The sequence below is a fragment of the Paenibacillus sp. JCM 18996 genome (assembly GCF_055392555.1).
The window spans coordinates 3,656,427-3,671,191 of record NZ_AP043884.1; the positions used below are offsets into that span (position 1 = coordinate 3,656,427).

The window sequence follows — 14,765 nt, forward strand, 5'->3', positions numbered from 1 at the left end:
TTTTATTGTTAAAAATTTGTATAGGTGATTCAGGCAGATTATTCATGTGTATATACGAATTGAATAAGTCTGCACCCAGGTAAATACATATGATAGGCCTTTAGCAGTACATAAGCCAAAGAGACGCATCGAAGTTTGAGCAAAGGAGCCGTTAAGGAATGGAACCAAAGGTTCCCCTTAACGCCAGCTTCCTTAAGTACTCTCGAGTTCAAGGACGCGGCCCCGCATTCTTTTTCCTGCACGGCTTACATATCCTTCAATATCACATTTGATGTGGAGGAGAAGAAATGGGCTACGAAGCTTCTGTTATGTTCGAGCACCGGTTCTGGCTGCAGGTGTTTGGGGATCACGCGCGGTTTATCAAGAGCAGCCTTTCGCCGGATGAAAAAGAGGAAATTGCGCGGGCGGAGCATTTTATCGGTGTGTTTGACCAGCTGTATAGTATGGTGGCTGCAGGCCAGACGCCCGGAAATTTGCCAGCCCTAAACCAGGCCGCTTACAAGGCGATCGCAGAAGTCAGAACCTTCAAGCTACATTTGTTAAAAAGGCATCTGACCGAACCGAAACTGGGGCTCCATCTGCCTCCGACCTTTGTTAACCATATGATGAATGAAGCGGAAGAAGCCCTTCGCACCTACCGCCCGATTGCGTCCGGGGAAAATGTACCTGTATTCAGCGATATTCATCTCCATCTTCTGTGGCTTCTGGATGCGGTCGGGCATTCCGATTCGATGGACGCCGCGCTGGATCCGGTCGAAAAAAACCTGAAGAACAAATCGAAGGAATTCGGCAGGCAGTTTCAGCATTTTTATATGAAGGCCGTCGAGATGGCGGGATATTTGCGCACGACGCTCACGCAGTTTCCTTCTTTGTCCAGGTTCAATAAAGAAGTCGAGCTCGAGATGCTGCTGTTCCGCAGATTTCTGAACGAACTCGCGGAGCTGGATTTAAAAGCGGAGACGCTCGGAACGCTGATGCCGCTGATGGCGGACCATATGGCGAGGGAAGAGTGCTATTATCTGATAAAGCTGTCTCTGGTATCCGAGGTGGAGCCCCCGAACTGCGACCCCGGGAAGCCCAGAGTCGAATAGCAGGATTCGCTAACCTGATCCGGGGCTGTCCCAACAGGCACTCAGCGAACGAAACAGAGGACTGGATCTATTGATATTATTGGGGTGAGTTATTTGGAATATTTTAAACAGCTTAGAGCTTGTGTTGAACGTAATCCCATTAAACTGCCTGGATCGTTATTGATTTTACGAAATGAATCCGGACAGATCCTTTTGCAGCAGAGAACAGATGGCAGTTGGGGATTGCCGGGAGGACTTATGGACTTGGGAGAAGCATTGGCAGGCACCGCAAGCGGAGAAGCTCTGGAAGAAACCGGATTAAGAATTGGAGAACTGGAATTAATTGATGTGTTATCCGGACCCGACTACTACGGCAAAATCTCTAATGGGGATGAATTTTATTCGGTTACTGTATTATTTTCTGCGCAGGAAGTGACGGGTGAGACAAAAGCTGAAGGAGCTGAGTCCACAGCGCTTAGGTATTTTGATTTGGGAAATTTGCCCGAACCTATGGAACAACAATATCTGGACTGCATCGCTGCCTACAAAAGGAAGATCAACCTGGCGAGTTTCAGGTGAGAGGCCGCACCAATCGCTTTCAACCATCAGTCTTCGAATCTCTCTTCCTTCAAAGACCACAGCAGGAAGCCAAGGCCAAAGGCCAGCGTAAACAACGCCCCACCAGTCAGGGACCATCCGATCATCACCTGAAAAATAAGCGCCATCGAATATAAGGAAATGCCTGAGGTAAGCACGGTCACACAGCGAACGAAATCGCGTTCACCGCACGGGTCGCTTCGTTATATCGAAGTTCAATATTCCGGCACGGACCGGACCTTGGTTAAATAATAGAATGGCATCATGTACAAGCCGAGGAACAGCATGGCCGGAATGGCACCGACCCAATAGTAATGGAAGGTCAGCATCCCGTATTGGGCGCCGCTTGCCGCCATCCCCAACACTTCCAGCGCTCCGAGATTGGCGGACAAAAAAGCCATGGACGTGATCCACGGGGGAATGGAACGGTCGGACAGGAAGGAGTCCTCTCCTGTTTTCATCCGGCTTTTAAGAATTAACCCGATCCCTATCACAAAGACAAAATAAATGCTGATGATCAAATAGTCCACCAAGCCGGTATGAAATAAACTGTCTTTCAAAACGCAGGACTCCTTTCTTAAGCGGCTTCTCATAAGTCAGCTTTACGATTTTAACCAAGTTTGCGGCGATATAAACACCTGAGCGGGTACCCACATATATATATAACGGTATAAGCAAAAGAAAGAAGGTGCGGCATGATCACCGTTATGCAAGCTCCGGTACACCCTGAATCGCTTTTTTCGCAAGTTCCGTTAAACGAGGTTCAGCGGCATATTGTCGAAACCATGGCGAGAAGCCCGGAAATGTACAGCTACGATTCGATGGAACAGCTGAAATTCGAGCTTACGCTGCGGTATAACACCGTTGGTGCCGCTGAGGCGCTCAACTTCAGCGGGGCGGGCTTCGCCAATTATGACGAATCCAGGTGCAATCCGGAATATTGGATGCTTACCCCTAACGGGGGGTTTCAGCTGAGGGCGGGCATGAAATCCTCTGATGCTATACAGGATATTTATTACCGGGGCCCGCTTTACGCTTTTGAATGCAGCATGGCCATGGTCATCGTATTTTATGGCGCGGTGCTCAAATCGATCGGCGCAAGCAATTTCGACCGGATGTTTGGCGGCTTGTTTATCCATGATTGGCATTATGACCAGGACCTCGGGCTGACGACCTATGACCAGAATGAGTTCTTGCCGGGTGACGTGCTGTATTTCAACAATCCCGATTTCAACCCCGCTACTCCGGAGTGGCAAGGGGAGAATGTCGTATATATGGGCGGGGACCTCTACTTCGGACACGGAGTCGGCATTATTCCGAAGCGCCAGATGATCCATTTTCTGAATATGCAGAGAAGAGGGGGCTTGTTCCTCCGGTCCGCCTATTTGCTGAGGCAGGCTACCCGTCCGGATTACAAATACCTGTCCAGATTCAGCATCGGATTCATGAACAGGCTAATGAGGCACGAGGACGAAGGACACCGGCTGATCAAGGCGAGAGTAGGTTACAGGACTTATATGGAAATGTAGTGTTTGTAAGCCGTCAGGCTGAAGCAGCGTGGCGGCATTGGATCTCTCCAAGTATTTCTAAATAAAATTTTGTATATATCTGATAAAATGTATATAATGGCTTTTGCAATAAACAAAATGGGTAAGGAGTAAGCTATGAATGCCGGGTTAAAAATCGGACTGGCCTCCAGCTCGCCACGCTCCTGGGTTGAAGATTATTTGCATCAGTTCGGCATTTATTCTTATTTTGACGCGATCCGCACTCGGGATGATGTGGTCAAGGTGAGTGTGACCTTAGGCTGGATTCGATGACCGATAAGGAGCTGGACCTGCTTATCGCAGAATTGACAACGTAGCTTATTCCTCGCCATAACAACCAGAATTTCATAAAGAGGTGGTTCTATTGAAAAAATTTGGACTTGCGCTGCAAATTCTCATCGGACTGGCCCTCGGTATCTTTGTCGGGGCGCTGTTCTACGGAAATCCCCAGGTGGCTGCGTATCTTCAGCCTATCGGGGATATTTTTATCCGGTTGATCAAAATGATTGTCGTTCCTATCGTTATCTCCACTTTGATCATCGGCGTCGCCGGGGTAGGGGACATGAAGAAGCTTGGCAAGCTTGGCGGCAAAACGATTCTGTATTTTGAACTGGTTACGACGCTCGCGATTGTGATCGGATTGCTGACAGCGAATCTGCTGCATCCCGGCATGGGAGTGAATCCCGAAGGTTTGGCCCGGACGGACATCGGCAAATATGTGGACACAGCCGGGGAGACGCAGAAAAAAGGGTTTGCGGATACTCTGGTGCATATTGTGCCCAGCAATGTGTTCGAATCGATCAGTAAAGGCGACATCCTGCCGATTATTTTCTTTTCCGTCTTCTTCGGGCTGGGAGTTGCGGCAATCGGGGAGAGAGGCAAGCCTGTGCTGAGTTTTTTCCAGGGCGTCGCGGATGCGATGTTCTATGTAACGAATCAGGTGATGCGTTTTGCTCCGTTCGGGGTATTTGCGCTGATCGGCGTGACGGTCTCCAAGTTCGGAGTGAGCTCGCTGCTTCCTTTAGGAAAATTGATACTGGTCGTGTACGGGGCCATGATTTTCTTTATTCTTGTGGTCTTCGGCCTGATCGCCAAATGGGCGGGGATACGGATATTCAGTTTGTTTAAAATTCTCAAGGACGAGCTGATACTGGCCTATTCCACGGCAAGCTCGGAAGCGGTCCTGCCCCGGATTATGGACAAAATGGAAAAATTCGGCTGTCCGAGGTCCGTGACCTCTTTCGTCGTACCTACCGGCTATTCGTTCAACCTCGACGGTTCCACACTGTATCAAGCGATAGCGGCGATTTTTATCGCCCAAATGTACGGAATCAATCTCTCTATAGGCCAGCAGATCACACTGCTCCTTGTGCTGATGCTGACTTCCAAAGGAATAGCGGGCGTGCCGGGGGTCTCGTTCGTCGTCCTTCTGGCCACTCTTCACACGGTCAACATTCCTGTCGAGGGGCTCGCTTTTATCGCAGGAATCGACCGGCTTCTCGATATGGCGAGAACCGTGGTTAACGTGATGGGCAACTCCCTGGCCGCGGTGGTCATCTCCAAATGGGAAGGCGTCTATAATGCGGAAAAAGGCCGCGAGTACATGAATTCGCTGTAAGTGCGCACGGAGCATGCCTAGGCGCTGGAGACGAAGAACCATCGCAGTGCATGCGGCCTTCAATTATTTGAACGGCTGGTATGGTCGAAGGTATATTTTTCCGGGGCAAGGGGACCTTACTCTTAAAAGAAAAAGGAGACTCGCCCATGGCCAGAAAACGTCCCCGCAGACTAGTCGTTCCCGAAGCCTCCGGGAATATGGAGCAGTTTAAAGCCGAAGTGATGAAGAACGAGGGTTATCCAGTAAACGAGGCGAGGCCCAATCTGGTAAAATACGAAGTGGCCCGGTCGTTGGGCGTACCGCTCAAGCAGGGGAACAACGGCAAGCTGACGACGGAGGAAGCCGGCAAAGTTGGCGGACGCATCGGAGGCACGATGGTCAAGGAGCTGATCCGTATGGCTCAGGAGCAGCTTGCCCGTAACAAGCATAACAGGTGAACCGGCTGTGGGCTGTGGCCGGCGAACGCAAGAACGAGGCTGTCCTAAAGCGGATTTCATTCCGCTGGAGGGCAGCCTCGTGGTTTATCTTCAAAGCAGTTGGTTTCAGATGCAATGGTTGATTCACATTGTATAACCAGGAGCGGTACAACGAAGCCGGAAAAGATGAAAAGTGGCTGATAAACAAACTTGGAACGACAACATACAATGACGATCTAACCACCATTTTATTGGCGACTGTCGATAGCGACGACAACCTGATGATTTACGGTAAAGGCCAGTTTTAAAAATAGTTCTGACAACAATCTGAATCAAGATTTGCCACATCGAGAACGCTGCTCCCTTTTTCCAAACTGCTTCGGTTGCTCAGCTATGACCTCGAGCCGCGGACACGTTGTTTAAGCAGGTGCGGAACGGTTTCATATATAATAGATTCCTCCTCGCAGGCTGCGACAATGTCGGAAACGAGGGAAGCTTTTCTTTGGATGGGTCAATGAAGGACATCGGCTCCTCCTTGAGGAATAAGTATGTGTTGGGATTCTACCATTTTTCGTGTGGAAAAAGCATACAGTAAGCGGAAGGGAGGCTGTCTTATGCCTGATAGGACTTACACGGAGCAGGGGCGCTCCCAGGAGGGGGAGGAGGCACGCAGCAGCAGTGCTTTGGAGCGGGAAGAGCTGGTGTCGAAACGCTATCGGAAAAAGATAAGGGGCAAGCATCTGGTGGAGTTCTTCATGGAAATCAGGCAGCAGGGAATCTCTCTGGACGGGCTGGTTTTTGTATGCATCGGCACGGATCGTTCGACAGGGGATGCGATCGGGCCGCTGGTCGGCACACTGCTGGAGGAAGCGGGATACACCAGAGTGGTCGGAACGTTGAACTATCCCTGCGACGGCAGCAACATGCAACAGAGGCTGAGCGAAATCCCCTCGGGGAAGAAAATTCTGGCTATTGACGCGTGCCTGGGGCAGCCAGCTTCGGTAGAGATGTACCAGGTGTCCAACATGCCGCTTGAGCCCGGCACAAGTATGGGCAAGGCGCTGCCTGCCGTCGGGGACTATAGTATAGCGGCGATCGTCAACGTCATGGGTGGAAACAAGTTTCACATTCTGCAGACGACCTCATTGAGGCGTGTGTTTTGTATGGCGGGCGAGGTTGTGTCGGCGATAAAACAAGTCTTTCCGGTGACAGGCGGCGGTGTTTGACTTCCCACGGGGGAAAGCGCTTCCGACGTGAAGAAAATTCAACTTAATAATGGAGGTCAGGCCATGAACTACAGGCGACTGGGAAATACGGATATGTGCGTAAGCGAAATCAGTTTCGGCACGTGGGCGATTGGCGGGTCATGGGGGCAGGTGAACGATTCTGAATCGCTGAACGCTCTCGCGCGTGCGATCGAGGCAGGAGTTAACTTTTTTGATACGGCGGATGTGTACGGGAACGGACACAGCGAGGAGCTTCTCGCGAAGGCGACGAAAGGGAAGGAGGACCAGATCCACATTGCGACGAAGTTCTGCCGGTCTGCGGATATCCACGATCCTTCGGTTTACTCTATCGGTTCGGTCCGTTCTTTCTGCGAAGCCAGTCTTAAGCGGCTGCAGCGGGAGCGACTCGATCTGTACCAGATCCACTGTCCGCCGATTGAAATTTTGCGCGATGGCTCGGTGTTCGCCGTGCTGGACAAGCTACGCGATGAAGGCAAAATACGTGAGTACGGCGTGAGCGTGGAAACTGTGGAGGAAGGGCTGCTGTGCCTGCAGTATCCTAACGTGAAGGCTCTGCAGGTGATTTACAACATTTTCAGGCAAAAGCCCGCCAAGGAACTCTTCCCCCAAGCTCATGAACAAGGAGTCGGAATTCTGGTGCGACTGCCGCTGGCAAGCGGACTGCTGACCGGCAAGCTCAGGGAGAACACCGCGTTCGACGCTGGCGACCACCGCAGCTTTAACCGCAACGGGGAAAGCTTCAACGTGGGCGAAACCTTCGCAGGCCTACCTTACGAGAAAGGCGTCGAGCTAAGCCGCAAGCTGATGTGGATTGCTGAAGGCAGAGAGAATATGACCCGGTCTGCGCTGCGCTGGATTTTGGATAATCCCAACATCACCTGCGTAATCCCGGGCTTCAGGAATGCCGCCCAAGTGGAGGATAACCTTGCCGCTTCGGAGGTATCTCCGTTTTCTTTGGAGGAACATGCGCGCCTCAGAAAATTTTATGAAGACGAAGTTAGCCAATATATTCGCGGCGCGTATTAATCATACAAAAGGACCAGTGCCGGCCTCAGCAGCGGTGGAAACAGCGGCCGGACCTGTGGCGGACCAAGGGGCTGTCCCAAAAGCAGAGAAATATCTGGGGACAGTCTTTTTTTCATGCCAAGACGTGCTCACAAAAAGTGTTGCCGCTTGACCCTCTTCTGAGCGAGCAGCAGATGGTGCATCTGAAACAGAAATGGCAACAACGATAATAAACAGTGGAAATCTGCTGATGGCAAACGCGACAATAAGGCTCGGACATCTCTTGGCCACCAGGGCCAACTGAGTCTCCATTTAAAATTAAGAACTTTTTTGCCGCTATTCATCTTAAACCGGGCTTTTCAAGCGTTCTATCTAAATTATTCAAAATATAACTGAAACCAGATCCGCTAGTTTTGGGAAATATCCGGGAAATGGCGTTTTAGCGGAAAAAACTTTCGCTATACTCTCTGGCCGGCCCTTTTAACGTTAAAGAAAGAGCCGGCCTCATGCGGATTTCACCACTTACTCACCGGAACTGCCTTGTTGTCTTTTATCAGGCGAAGGCCTCTATCAGCAGCCAAATGTTCAGCGATAAAATGATCACCGCACATAAGATCGATGCGGCTGTCACCCATTTCCGGTTCACGAGCACGCCCATGATATCCTTCCGGCGAGTGAAGTAGATCAGCGACAGGATCGGAATAGGAAGCACGATGCTGAGCACTACCTGACTGAAGACGAGCGTCAAAGTCGGGTCGACTCCGATCGCCACAATGATAAAAGTCGGCAGCATCGTGACGATCCGGCGAATCCATAGTGGAATGGAGAATCCGACGAACCCCTGCATAATGACCTGCCCCGCCATCGTGCCGACAACCGAGCTGGAAATTCCCGAAGCGAGCAGCGACGCCAAAAAAATTCCGGCTGCGGCTGTGCCCAATATCGGTGTCAGCGTCTGGTAGGCTGTCGTGATGTCCGAGATTTCATGGTTTCCGGTAGAGTGGAAGGTGGACGCGGCCATATACATCATTGAGATATTCACGAATCCCGCAAGGGCCATGGCGATAATGATCTCCTTGGAGCTGAATTCCTGGATTTTCTCCGCTTCCCGGCCGTTCCGCGGAACGACACGGTCTTTGGTGAGATTGGAATGCAGATACAGGGCATGCGGCATTACCGTAGCGCCGATCACGCTGACAGCGAGCATGATACTCTCCCGGCCGCCCAGCCAGGGGACGACGCTGTGGTATGCCACCTGCCCCAAATTAGGCCGGGAGAGCACGGTTTCCGCCAAATAACAGAGCCCGATGAAGAGCGCGAACGCGGCGATAAATTTTTCCAGAGGCCGGAAGCCTTTCTGTTCCATCTGGAGAATCAGGTACGTCACGATGCCTGTAATCAGGCAGGCTAGAAGCATCGGAGTGCCGAACAGCAGATGGATGGCGAGGGTCGCACCGAGGAATTCAGCCACGTCCGTTGCCATAGCGGCAATCTCCGAACCGATCCACATGATGACCGACAGCCATTTCGGGCAATAGTCGCGGCATAATTCTGGAAGGTTCCGTCCGCTGGCAATGCCCAGCTTGGCGGACATATTTTGCAGCAGCATAGCCATCAGATTCGCCAACAAGGCGACCCATAACAGCTTGTAGCCGAACTGCGAGCCGCTTTGGATGTTGGTTGCAAAATTGCCCGGATCCAGGTAAGCTACCGATGAAATGAACGCCGGCCCTAAAAAAGGGATGAGCGCTTTAATACCCTTCCGTCTTCCCGTGATGGCTTCACGGGCCGCGATTTCAGTGGTTGACGAAGCTCTACCGCCCTGTGCCGTCTCCGTATTCTTCATAGTCAGGTCCCCTCTCGGCCAAAATGAATACGAGTTATTACCTCATATGGCGACGGGTCAATCAGTAAAGGGAGACTGATTATCTCCAGACTTCAAGACCTCTGTCGAAATGTTGCTGTCGTATTCAGGAAAGCTTTAAATGGGCGTGACGTCGGGTTATACTTTCGGTACGAGGTGAGGTGAGGACGCTGGAAGCGGAATTGTTTAACCAAGTGTACGAATCGATCGCGAAAAAGGAGAGCACCTATGATGGTTTGTTCTACACTGGCGTCAAGACAACGGGGATCGTATGCCGGCCGTCCTGCCGGGCGCGAACCCCGAAGCGTGAAAACATAATGCTGTTCGGCACGGTGGACGAAGCGATACGTGCAGGATTCCGGCCGTGCAAAAGATGCAAGCCGGAACAGCCGGGTCCCCACGGACCCGATGCGGCGCTGGCCGAGCAAGTGAACGCTCTGATTAAACAGAGGCTTGGCGAGCCGTTGACGCTTAAGACGCTGGCGTCTGTGCTCGCGGTCAGCCCGTTTCATTTGCAGCGGCTGTACAAGCGGTTCACCGGCCGCAGTCCGGCGGCCCAGCTGCAGAAGGCGCGAATTGAAGCCGCAAAAAAGATGTTGGCGGAAGAATCCCCTTCCATCGCGGATATCGGAGCGGCTGTGGGCTTTCGCAGCCCTTCGCATTTTGCCGTGTGGTTCCGGCGGGAGACAGGGCTTTCCCCCAAGGAATATCGCGAGCTTCCGCAAGAAGACAAGGCTGGGTTTTGCGGGGAATAACGAGGGAACGGAACAAGGAGGCCGGCAATGAGAGAGGACACTATATTTTGGACAACCATAAAGCCGATGGGGCAAAACTGGACACTGCTCGCCACCGGGAAAGGACTGTGCCGCGTCCTTTTTCCTCACGAGACGCTGGAGAAGGCACTGCCTTGGCTGCACCGCCATGCAGCGGGGTTGGCGTTGGTGGAGGAGAACGGCATCTTCGAGGAATTCGGAGTGAAGGGGCTGCTTGAATCGTATTTTCAGGGCGAGCTGGTGATGTTTGATGAGGTGCCGTTAGATTTGTGGGGCACGCCTTTTCAAAAGGCGGTCTGGACAGAGCTCGGACGGATTCCGTACGGTCAGACACGCAGTTATCGGGAAGTGGCCGAAGCGGTGGGTCGGCCTTCGGCTGTACGGGCCGTTGGAGCCGCTAATGGCGCGAACCCTCTGCCGGTCCTGCTTCCCTGTCACCGGGTGATCGGCACGAACCGCAAGTTAACCGGTTACCGTGGAGGCTTAAGCATCAAACTCGCCTTGCTGGAGCTCGAAGGAGTTGATCGGGTTGAGCCCGTTGGACACGCGCGATTCGTGCTTTGAAATTCCGCTGCCGAAGGAGTTCCGGTTTCAGCACTGTCTTGACTACTTGTCCCGTTCGCCTAACGAATGCTTGTATGAGATTGAGGATAGGCAGATCATCCGGCTGCTCCGTATTGACGGTAAGAAAACCTTGGTCCGGATCGGCTGTCCCGATGACCTGCACCTGCAGGTAACAACCATGCAAGGCCGGTCAGCGGGAGACAAGGTCAAAGCAGAAGCGGCGGGCTTCGTCCGCGACTGGTTTGACCTGGAACGGGATCTCGGCCAGTTCTACCGGATGGCGGAGGTTGATCCCTTGCTTAGCGATCTCGGCAAGAAGTTTTACGGTCTTCGGCTGGTGGGAATTCCCGATTTGTTTGAAGCGCTCTGCTGGGCCATTATGGGCCAGCAGGTGAACCTTGCTTTTGCATACAAGCTGAAGCAAAGATTGACGGAGACATTCGGCGATTCGCTGGAGTGGGATGGCAGGACCTATCGCCTCTTCCCGCTGCCCGATGAAATCGCGGGAGCAAGCCTGTCAGATTTGTGCGGCCTGCAGCTCACAAAGATGAAAGCGGCGGCGATACTGGAAGCCGCCGATCTGATGCAGCGCGGCGTGCTGTCGCGCGCACGCCTACTGTCGCTGGGCAGCTTTGATGCGGCCCAGCAGGAGCTCCTGCGGATCCGCGGCGTGGGACCGTGGACGGCGCATTATGTCCGGATGCGCTGTTTGCGCGATCCGTCCGCTTTTCCGATCGGCGATGCGGGACTTCGCAACGCCGTCAAAGAGCGGCTGGCTCTCGGCCGCAAGCCGACTGTGCGCGAATTGCAGGCGCTTTTTGCCGATTGGACCGGCTGGGAGGCTTATGCGACTTTTTTGCTGTGGCGGTCCTTATACTAATCTATATAGTTGAATTAAAGTTTGAAATCGATTGGGTTACGTATCAAGTAAACAGGAAAAGTTCCCGTTAATATGCTTTCTTAGATGTACGTATTGGATCTAACGGGAGCTTTTCCCGCAAAAGGATCCTTCAGAGCGTATCCGGGCAAGATTAGCAGGAGCTTTTCCTATCCGTCTTGTCGGGTGCTTTGCTCTGAAATGGATGCGCTTTACAATTACTTTAGTTTGTGGAAAATGTCAGTTAACAAAAGACTTGTATACTTTTCTATGTTGCATATAGTTCAAATCGCATAGAAAAGGAGATTTGATATTTATGAACCTCAAGCGTAAAAAGATCGTTGCAAGCATCGCACTGGCATCATTGCTGTTTGGTTCAAGCGTGTACGCAGCATATTCGACAGCCGGGCCAAAGGCCGACGGCACAGGTGTGACCTCCGGCGGGTGGTATCTGACACCGGCCGGCACTCAGGTGGGGCTGGGGAATTTTCCGATGGATGGCGCGGTTAGCCCTGATAAGAAATATTTCGTGGCAGCCAACGCCGGAACAGGTACTCAATCTTTGCAGGTAGTCGATACGCAGCAGCAGAAAGTGGTCCAAACTATCTCTTACGAATCTCCCGAAGCTCTGTATATCGGGCTCGCCTTCAGTCCGGACGGCAAGAAACTGTACGCTTCAGCCGGCGGAAACAATAAAATCCGCGTGTTCAACTTCGATAAGGGCTCTCTCACCGAGCAATCCCCCATTATGATGAAAGATGATAAAAATACCAATTTTTATCCTGCCGGAATGTCTCTGTCCCCTGACGGCAAATACCTTTATGTAGCAAACAACTTGAATTATTCGGCGTCCCGCATCGATCTTGCCACAGGACAAATTGCCGCAACCGTTCCGGTTGGCAAGATGCCTTATGCTGCGGTGCTAAGCCGTGACGGAAGCGCATTGTACGTCAGCAACTGGGGCGAGAGCAGTGTAAGTGTGGTGGATACGAAAGATTTTGCCGTGAAAAAGACGATCGCAGTAGGTCTGCATCCGAACGCTATAGCGGAAAATCCGGTCAGCGGCTTCCTTTATGTTGCCAATTCAGATAGCGATGAAATTTCCGTCATCGACCCGAAAAAACAGCAGGTCATTCAAACTGTATCACTTGCTCCGTACCGCGGGGCCCCTGCTGGAAGCCAGCCCGATGCTCTGACGGTGAGCGCTGACGGCAAAACGTTGTACGCAGCCAATTCCTTAAATAACGATATTGCTGTGATCAGCTTGGGTGAAAGCGGGGAAAAGGATCAGGAAGCGCGAGTCGAAGGTTTGATACCAACCGCCTGGTATCCGACGGGCGTCTACCTTGGTCAAGCCGATAAGAAACTGATGGTTCTCAATGCCAAAGGGCTTGGAGCGGGACCCAACGGCCAGAATCATCAATGGCTCGGAAATATGATCAAAGGCACCATGTCCTTCATTAATGTTCCGGATAAACAGCAGCTTAAGACGTACACCAGCCAGGTCAACGGCAACAACCGTGTGAAAGAGACGGAAGACAATAATTCGGATAAAAAAGATTTTCCTATCTCCCGCGTCGATGGCCAGGACCGTTCACCTATTAAGCATGTTATCTATGTCATTAAAGAGAATCAAACGTACGACCACGTATTCGGCGATTTGGGCAAGGGCAACGGCGATCCGAGCCTGGCTTTGTACGGCAAGGATGTTACGCCTAACCACCATAAACTCGCGAATCAATTCGTTACCCTTGATAACTTTTATGCCGACGCCGAAGTGAGCGCAGACGGGCATAACTGGACAACCGCTGGCAAGGCTAACGACTATGTGCAAAAGAACTGGCTTGCCGACTATTCCGGCCGCAACCGCGATTATGATTTTGACGGCGGGGGCGGAGGCAGCCTTCTGGATGACGCGCCATATACCAGACCGAAAGCGGGATATATATGGGACGTTGCGATGAGAGCCGGCCTGACCTTCCGCAATTATGGGGAATTTGCCTATAATTATGATCCGGCCACCAAGCAATATTTGCCCAACAATCCCAAGACGACTGACTTCAGAGGCAATTATGACCCCAACTATCCGAGCTGGGATTTGAACATCTCCGACATGGTCCGATATTACGAGTGGGAGAAGGAGTTCAAACAATTCGAGAAAAATGGCAACCTGCCGCAATTTGAAACTATATATTTGCCAAACGACCACACTGGCGGCTCGAAGTGGGGACCGCAGCAGATGGTTGCCCAGAATGACCTGGCCCTTGGCAAACTCGTTGACACTATCAGTCACTCCAAATACTGGAAGGATACGGCTATTTTTGTTGTGGAGGACGATGCACAAGGCGGAGTGGATCACGTGGACGCTCACCGAAGCGTGGCGCTCGCAATCAGCCCTTACACGCAAACGGGCAAAGTCGACAGCACCTTCTATGATACGCCGTCGATGCTTCGCACCATGGAGCTGATTCTCTGTTTGAAGCCGATGACCCAATTCGATGCTGCTGCAATACCGATGGTCAATTCTTTTACCAGCCGTCCGAACTTTGCTCCATATACAGTAGAGCAAACGAAATATTGGGTCGATAATGAAGGTCAGGCACCAGCCGGCAGCCCTGCGTCTGCCAGCACTCAGGCACCAGCGAACAGCACGGCATCAACGGCAAATCAGCCTGCAGTTCATCCTTCGGACATGGATTTCTCACGGCCGGATTCCGTTGACCGTCATAAACTTAACCGCGAGAATTGGAAGAAGATCAAAGGTTACTACCCGGAGCAATCCAACCAGAACTAATATTGCTTGAAGAGCATAAACATCAGCAATAAAAGCACTCGGTCACATCCCAATGTGATCGGGTGCTTTTTTTTTGTGTATTACCTTTATCAAATAGCCCTCGGCAGCCACGCGCTAGTGCTCCACTACTTATTCCTGCCAGGCTTGTTGTCCAAATGATGGTTATCCAGCGAATTGCCGCACAAGTCTATAGTACAGAAAGTCATATAGCCTACTAACCGTAATAATGACGTATTTCACTGTTTGACGAGGTCAAATTTATTATGACGTTACTGTAAACGCGCCTGACGCGATTGGCGTACTGATGCTGCTCACTTTTATGCTGACTCTCGTCCTGGTCATGATGGGCGTCAGCGAAAAGCTGCTTTTACTGCGGGCCGGCTTGCTTTTTCC

General features: G+C 51.8%; 16 protein-coding genes. 13 read left to right on the top strand and 3 right to left on the bottom strand.

The annotated features are described in order from the left end of the window. Positions 1-287: 287 nt before the first annotated feature. Both ACZ5N7_RS17935 and ACZ5N7_RS17940 read left to right on the top strand, forming a co-directional pair. Positions 288-1,091, top strand: a complete 804-nt coding sequence (locus ACZ5N7_RS17935; RefSeq protein ID WP_464655983.1) for a DUF2935 domain-containing protein — start codon at positions 288-290, stop codon at positions 1,089-1,091. Positions 1,092-1,184: 93 nt separating this feature from the next. Next, positions 1,185-1,649: an NUDIX hydrolase gene (locus tag ACZ5N7_RS17940; RefSeq protein ID WP_464655984.1), complete on the top strand. Its 465-nt coding sequence runs from the start codon at positions 1,185-1,187 to the stop codon at positions 1,647-1,649. A 26-nt stretch (positions 1,650-1,675) separates the two neighbouring features. On the opposite strand, the gene ACZ5N7_RS17945 is transcribed toward ACZ5N7_RS17940, so the two are convergent. Then, on the bottom strand, positions 1,676-1,831 hold the full coding sequence (locus ACZ5N7_RS17945) for a hypothetical protein (RefSeq protein WP_464655985.1): 156 nt from the start codon (positions 1,829-1,831) through the stop codon (positions 1,676-1,678). A 51-nt stretch (positions 1,832-1,882) separates the two neighbouring features. Continuing rightward, entirely contained in the window at positions 1,883-2,227 is a 345-nt protein-coding gene (locus ACZ5N7_RS17950; RefSeq protein WP_464655986.1) for a sodium:solute symporter family transporter, read from the bottom strand. A gap of 135 nt (positions 2,228-2,362) precedes the next feature. Between ACZ5N7_RS17950 and ACZ5N7_RS17955 the strand changes: the two genes are divergently transcribed. The 7 genes from ACZ5N7_RS17955 to ACZ5N7_RS17985 all read left to right on the top strand — a co-directional run bounded on the left by ACZ5N7_RS17955 (position 2,363) and on the right by ACZ5N7_RS17985 (position 7,521). Then, a complete protein-coding gene (locus tag ACZ5N7_RS17955; RefSeq protein WP_464655987.1) occupies positions 2,363-3,196 on the top strand; it encodes a protein-glutamine gamma-glutamyltransferase in 834 nt (277 codons plus the stop codon). 135 nt (positions 3,197-3,331) lie between these two features. Beyond that, entirely contained in the window at positions 3,332-3,487 is a 156-nt protein-coding gene (locus ACZ5N7_RS17960) for an HAD hydrolase-like protein (RefSeq protein ID WP_464655988.1), read from the top strand. Between the two features lie 91 nt (positions 3,488-3,578). After that, positions 3,579-4,832: a cation:dicarboxylate symporter family transporter gene (locus ACZ5N7_RS17965; protein ID WP_464655989.1), complete on the top strand. Its 1,254-nt coding sequence runs from the start codon at positions 3,579-3,581 to the stop codon at positions 4,830-4,832. Positions 4,833-4,978: 146 nt separating this feature from the next. After that, positions 4,979-5,269, top strand: coding sequence for an alpha/beta-type small acid-soluble spore protein (locus ACZ5N7_RS17970; RefSeq protein ID WP_464655990.1), 291 nt, complete (start codon positions 4,979-4,981; stop codon positions 5,267-5,269). 128 nt (positions 5,270-5,397) lie between these two features. Beyond that, positions 5,398-5,556 carry a hypothetical protein gene (locus ACZ5N7_RS17975; protein WP_464655991.1) on the top strand — a complete coding sequence of 53 codons (159 nt, stop codon included), beginning with the start codon at positions 5,398-5,400 and terminating at the stop codon, positions 5,554-5,556. Positions 5,557-5,862: 306 nt separating this feature from the next. Then, entirely contained in the window at positions 5,863-6,474 is a 612-nt protein-coding gene (yyaC, locus tag ACZ5N7_RS17980) for a spore protease YyaC (RefSeq protein ID WP_464655992.1), read from the top strand. 63 nt (positions 6,475-6,537) lie between these two features. Continuing rightward, the gene (locus ACZ5N7_RS17985; RefSeq protein WP_464655993.1) at positions 6,538-7,521 is read left to right on the top strand and encodes an aldo/keto reductase; all 984 of its coding nucleotides are present in this window, start codon (positions 6,538-6,540) and stop codon (positions 7,519-7,521) included. A gap of 532 nt (positions 7,522-8,053) precedes the next feature. Here ACZ5N7_RS17985 and ACZ5N7_RS17990 read toward each other — a convergent pair. Then, positions 8,054-9,346, bottom strand: coding sequence for an Nramp family divalent metal transporter (locus ACZ5N7_RS17990; RefSeq protein ID WP_464655994.1), 1,293 nt, complete (start codon positions 9,344-9,346; stop codon positions 8,054-8,056). Between the two features lie 179 nt (positions 9,347-9,525). Between ACZ5N7_RS17990 and ACZ5N7_RS17995 the strand changes: the two genes are divergently transcribed. The 4 genes from ACZ5N7_RS17995 (at position 9,526) to ACZ5N7_RS18010 (ending at position 14,372) form a co-directional block, all read left to right on the top strand. Continuing rightward, positions 9,526-10,119 (top strand): bifunctional transcriptional activator/DNA repair enzyme AdaA, encoded by a 594-nt coding sequence (locus tag ACZ5N7_RS17995; protein ID WP_464655995.1) that lies wholly within the window; start codon positions 9,526-9,528, stop codon positions 10,117-10,119. Positions 10,120-10,146: 27 nt separating this feature from the next. Next, positions 10,147-10,701: a methylated-DNA--[protein]-cysteine S-methyltransferase gene (locus tag ACZ5N7_RS18000; RefSeq protein ID WP_464655996.1), complete on the top strand. Its 555-nt coding sequence runs from the start codon at positions 10,147-10,149 to the stop codon at positions 10,699-10,701. Next, positions 10,667-11,581, top strand: coding sequence for a DNA-3-methyladenine glycosylase family protein (locus tag ACZ5N7_RS18005; protein ID WP_464655997.1), 915 nt, complete (start codon positions 10,667-10,669; stop codon positions 11,579-11,581). The genes ACZ5N7_RS18000 and ACZ5N7_RS18005 overlap by 35 nt, the downstream gene beginning before the upstream one ends. A gap of 313 nt (positions 11,582-11,894) precedes the next feature. Continuing rightward, positions 11,895-14,372 (top strand): bifunctional YncE family protein/alkaline phosphatase family protein, encoded by a 2,478-nt coding sequence (locus tag ACZ5N7_RS18010; protein ID WP_464655998.1) that lies wholly within the window; start codon positions 11,895-11,897, stop codon positions 14,370-14,372. Positions 14,373-14,765: the final 393 nt, after the last annotated feature.

Bases quoted from the DNA above. Each gene is read 5' to 3' on its own strand.
- ACZ5N7_RS17935 (WP_464655983.1), top strand. From the start codon at position 288: ATGGGCTACGAAGCTTCTGTTATGTTCGAGCACCGGTTCTGGCTGCAG.
- ACZ5N7_RS17955 (WP_464655987.1), top strand. From the start codon at position 2,363: ATGATCACCGTTATGCAAGCTCCGGTACACCCTGAATCGCTTTTTTCG.
- ACZ5N7_RS17960 (WP_464655988.1), top strand. From the start codon at position 3,332: ATGAATGCCGGGTTAAAAATCGGACTGGCCTCCAGCTCGCCACGCTCC.
- ACZ5N7_RS17970 (WP_464655990.1), top strand. From the start codon at position 4,979: ATGGCCAGAAAACGTCCCCGCAGACTAGTCGTTCCCGAAGCCTCCGGG.
- yyaC (WP_464655992.1), top strand. From the start codon at position 5,863: ATGCCTGATAGGACTTACACGGAGCAGGGGCGCTCCCAGGAGGGGGAG.
- ACZ5N7_RS17985 (WP_464655993.1), top strand. From the start codon at position 6,538: ATGAACTACAGGCGACTGGGAAATACGGATATGTGCGTAAGCGAAATC.
- ACZ5N7_RS17990 (WP_464655994.1), bottom strand. From the start codon at position 9,346: ATGAAGAATACGGAGACGGCACAGGGCGGTAGAGCTTCGTCAACCACT.
- ACZ5N7_RS18000 (WP_464655996.1), top strand. From the start codon at position 10,147: ATGAGAGAGGACACTATATTTTGGACAACCATAAAGCCGATGGGGCAA.
- ACZ5N7_RS18010 (WP_464655998.1), top strand. From the start codon at position 11,895: ATGAACCTCAAGCGTAAAAAGATCGTTGCAAGCATCGCACTGGCATCA.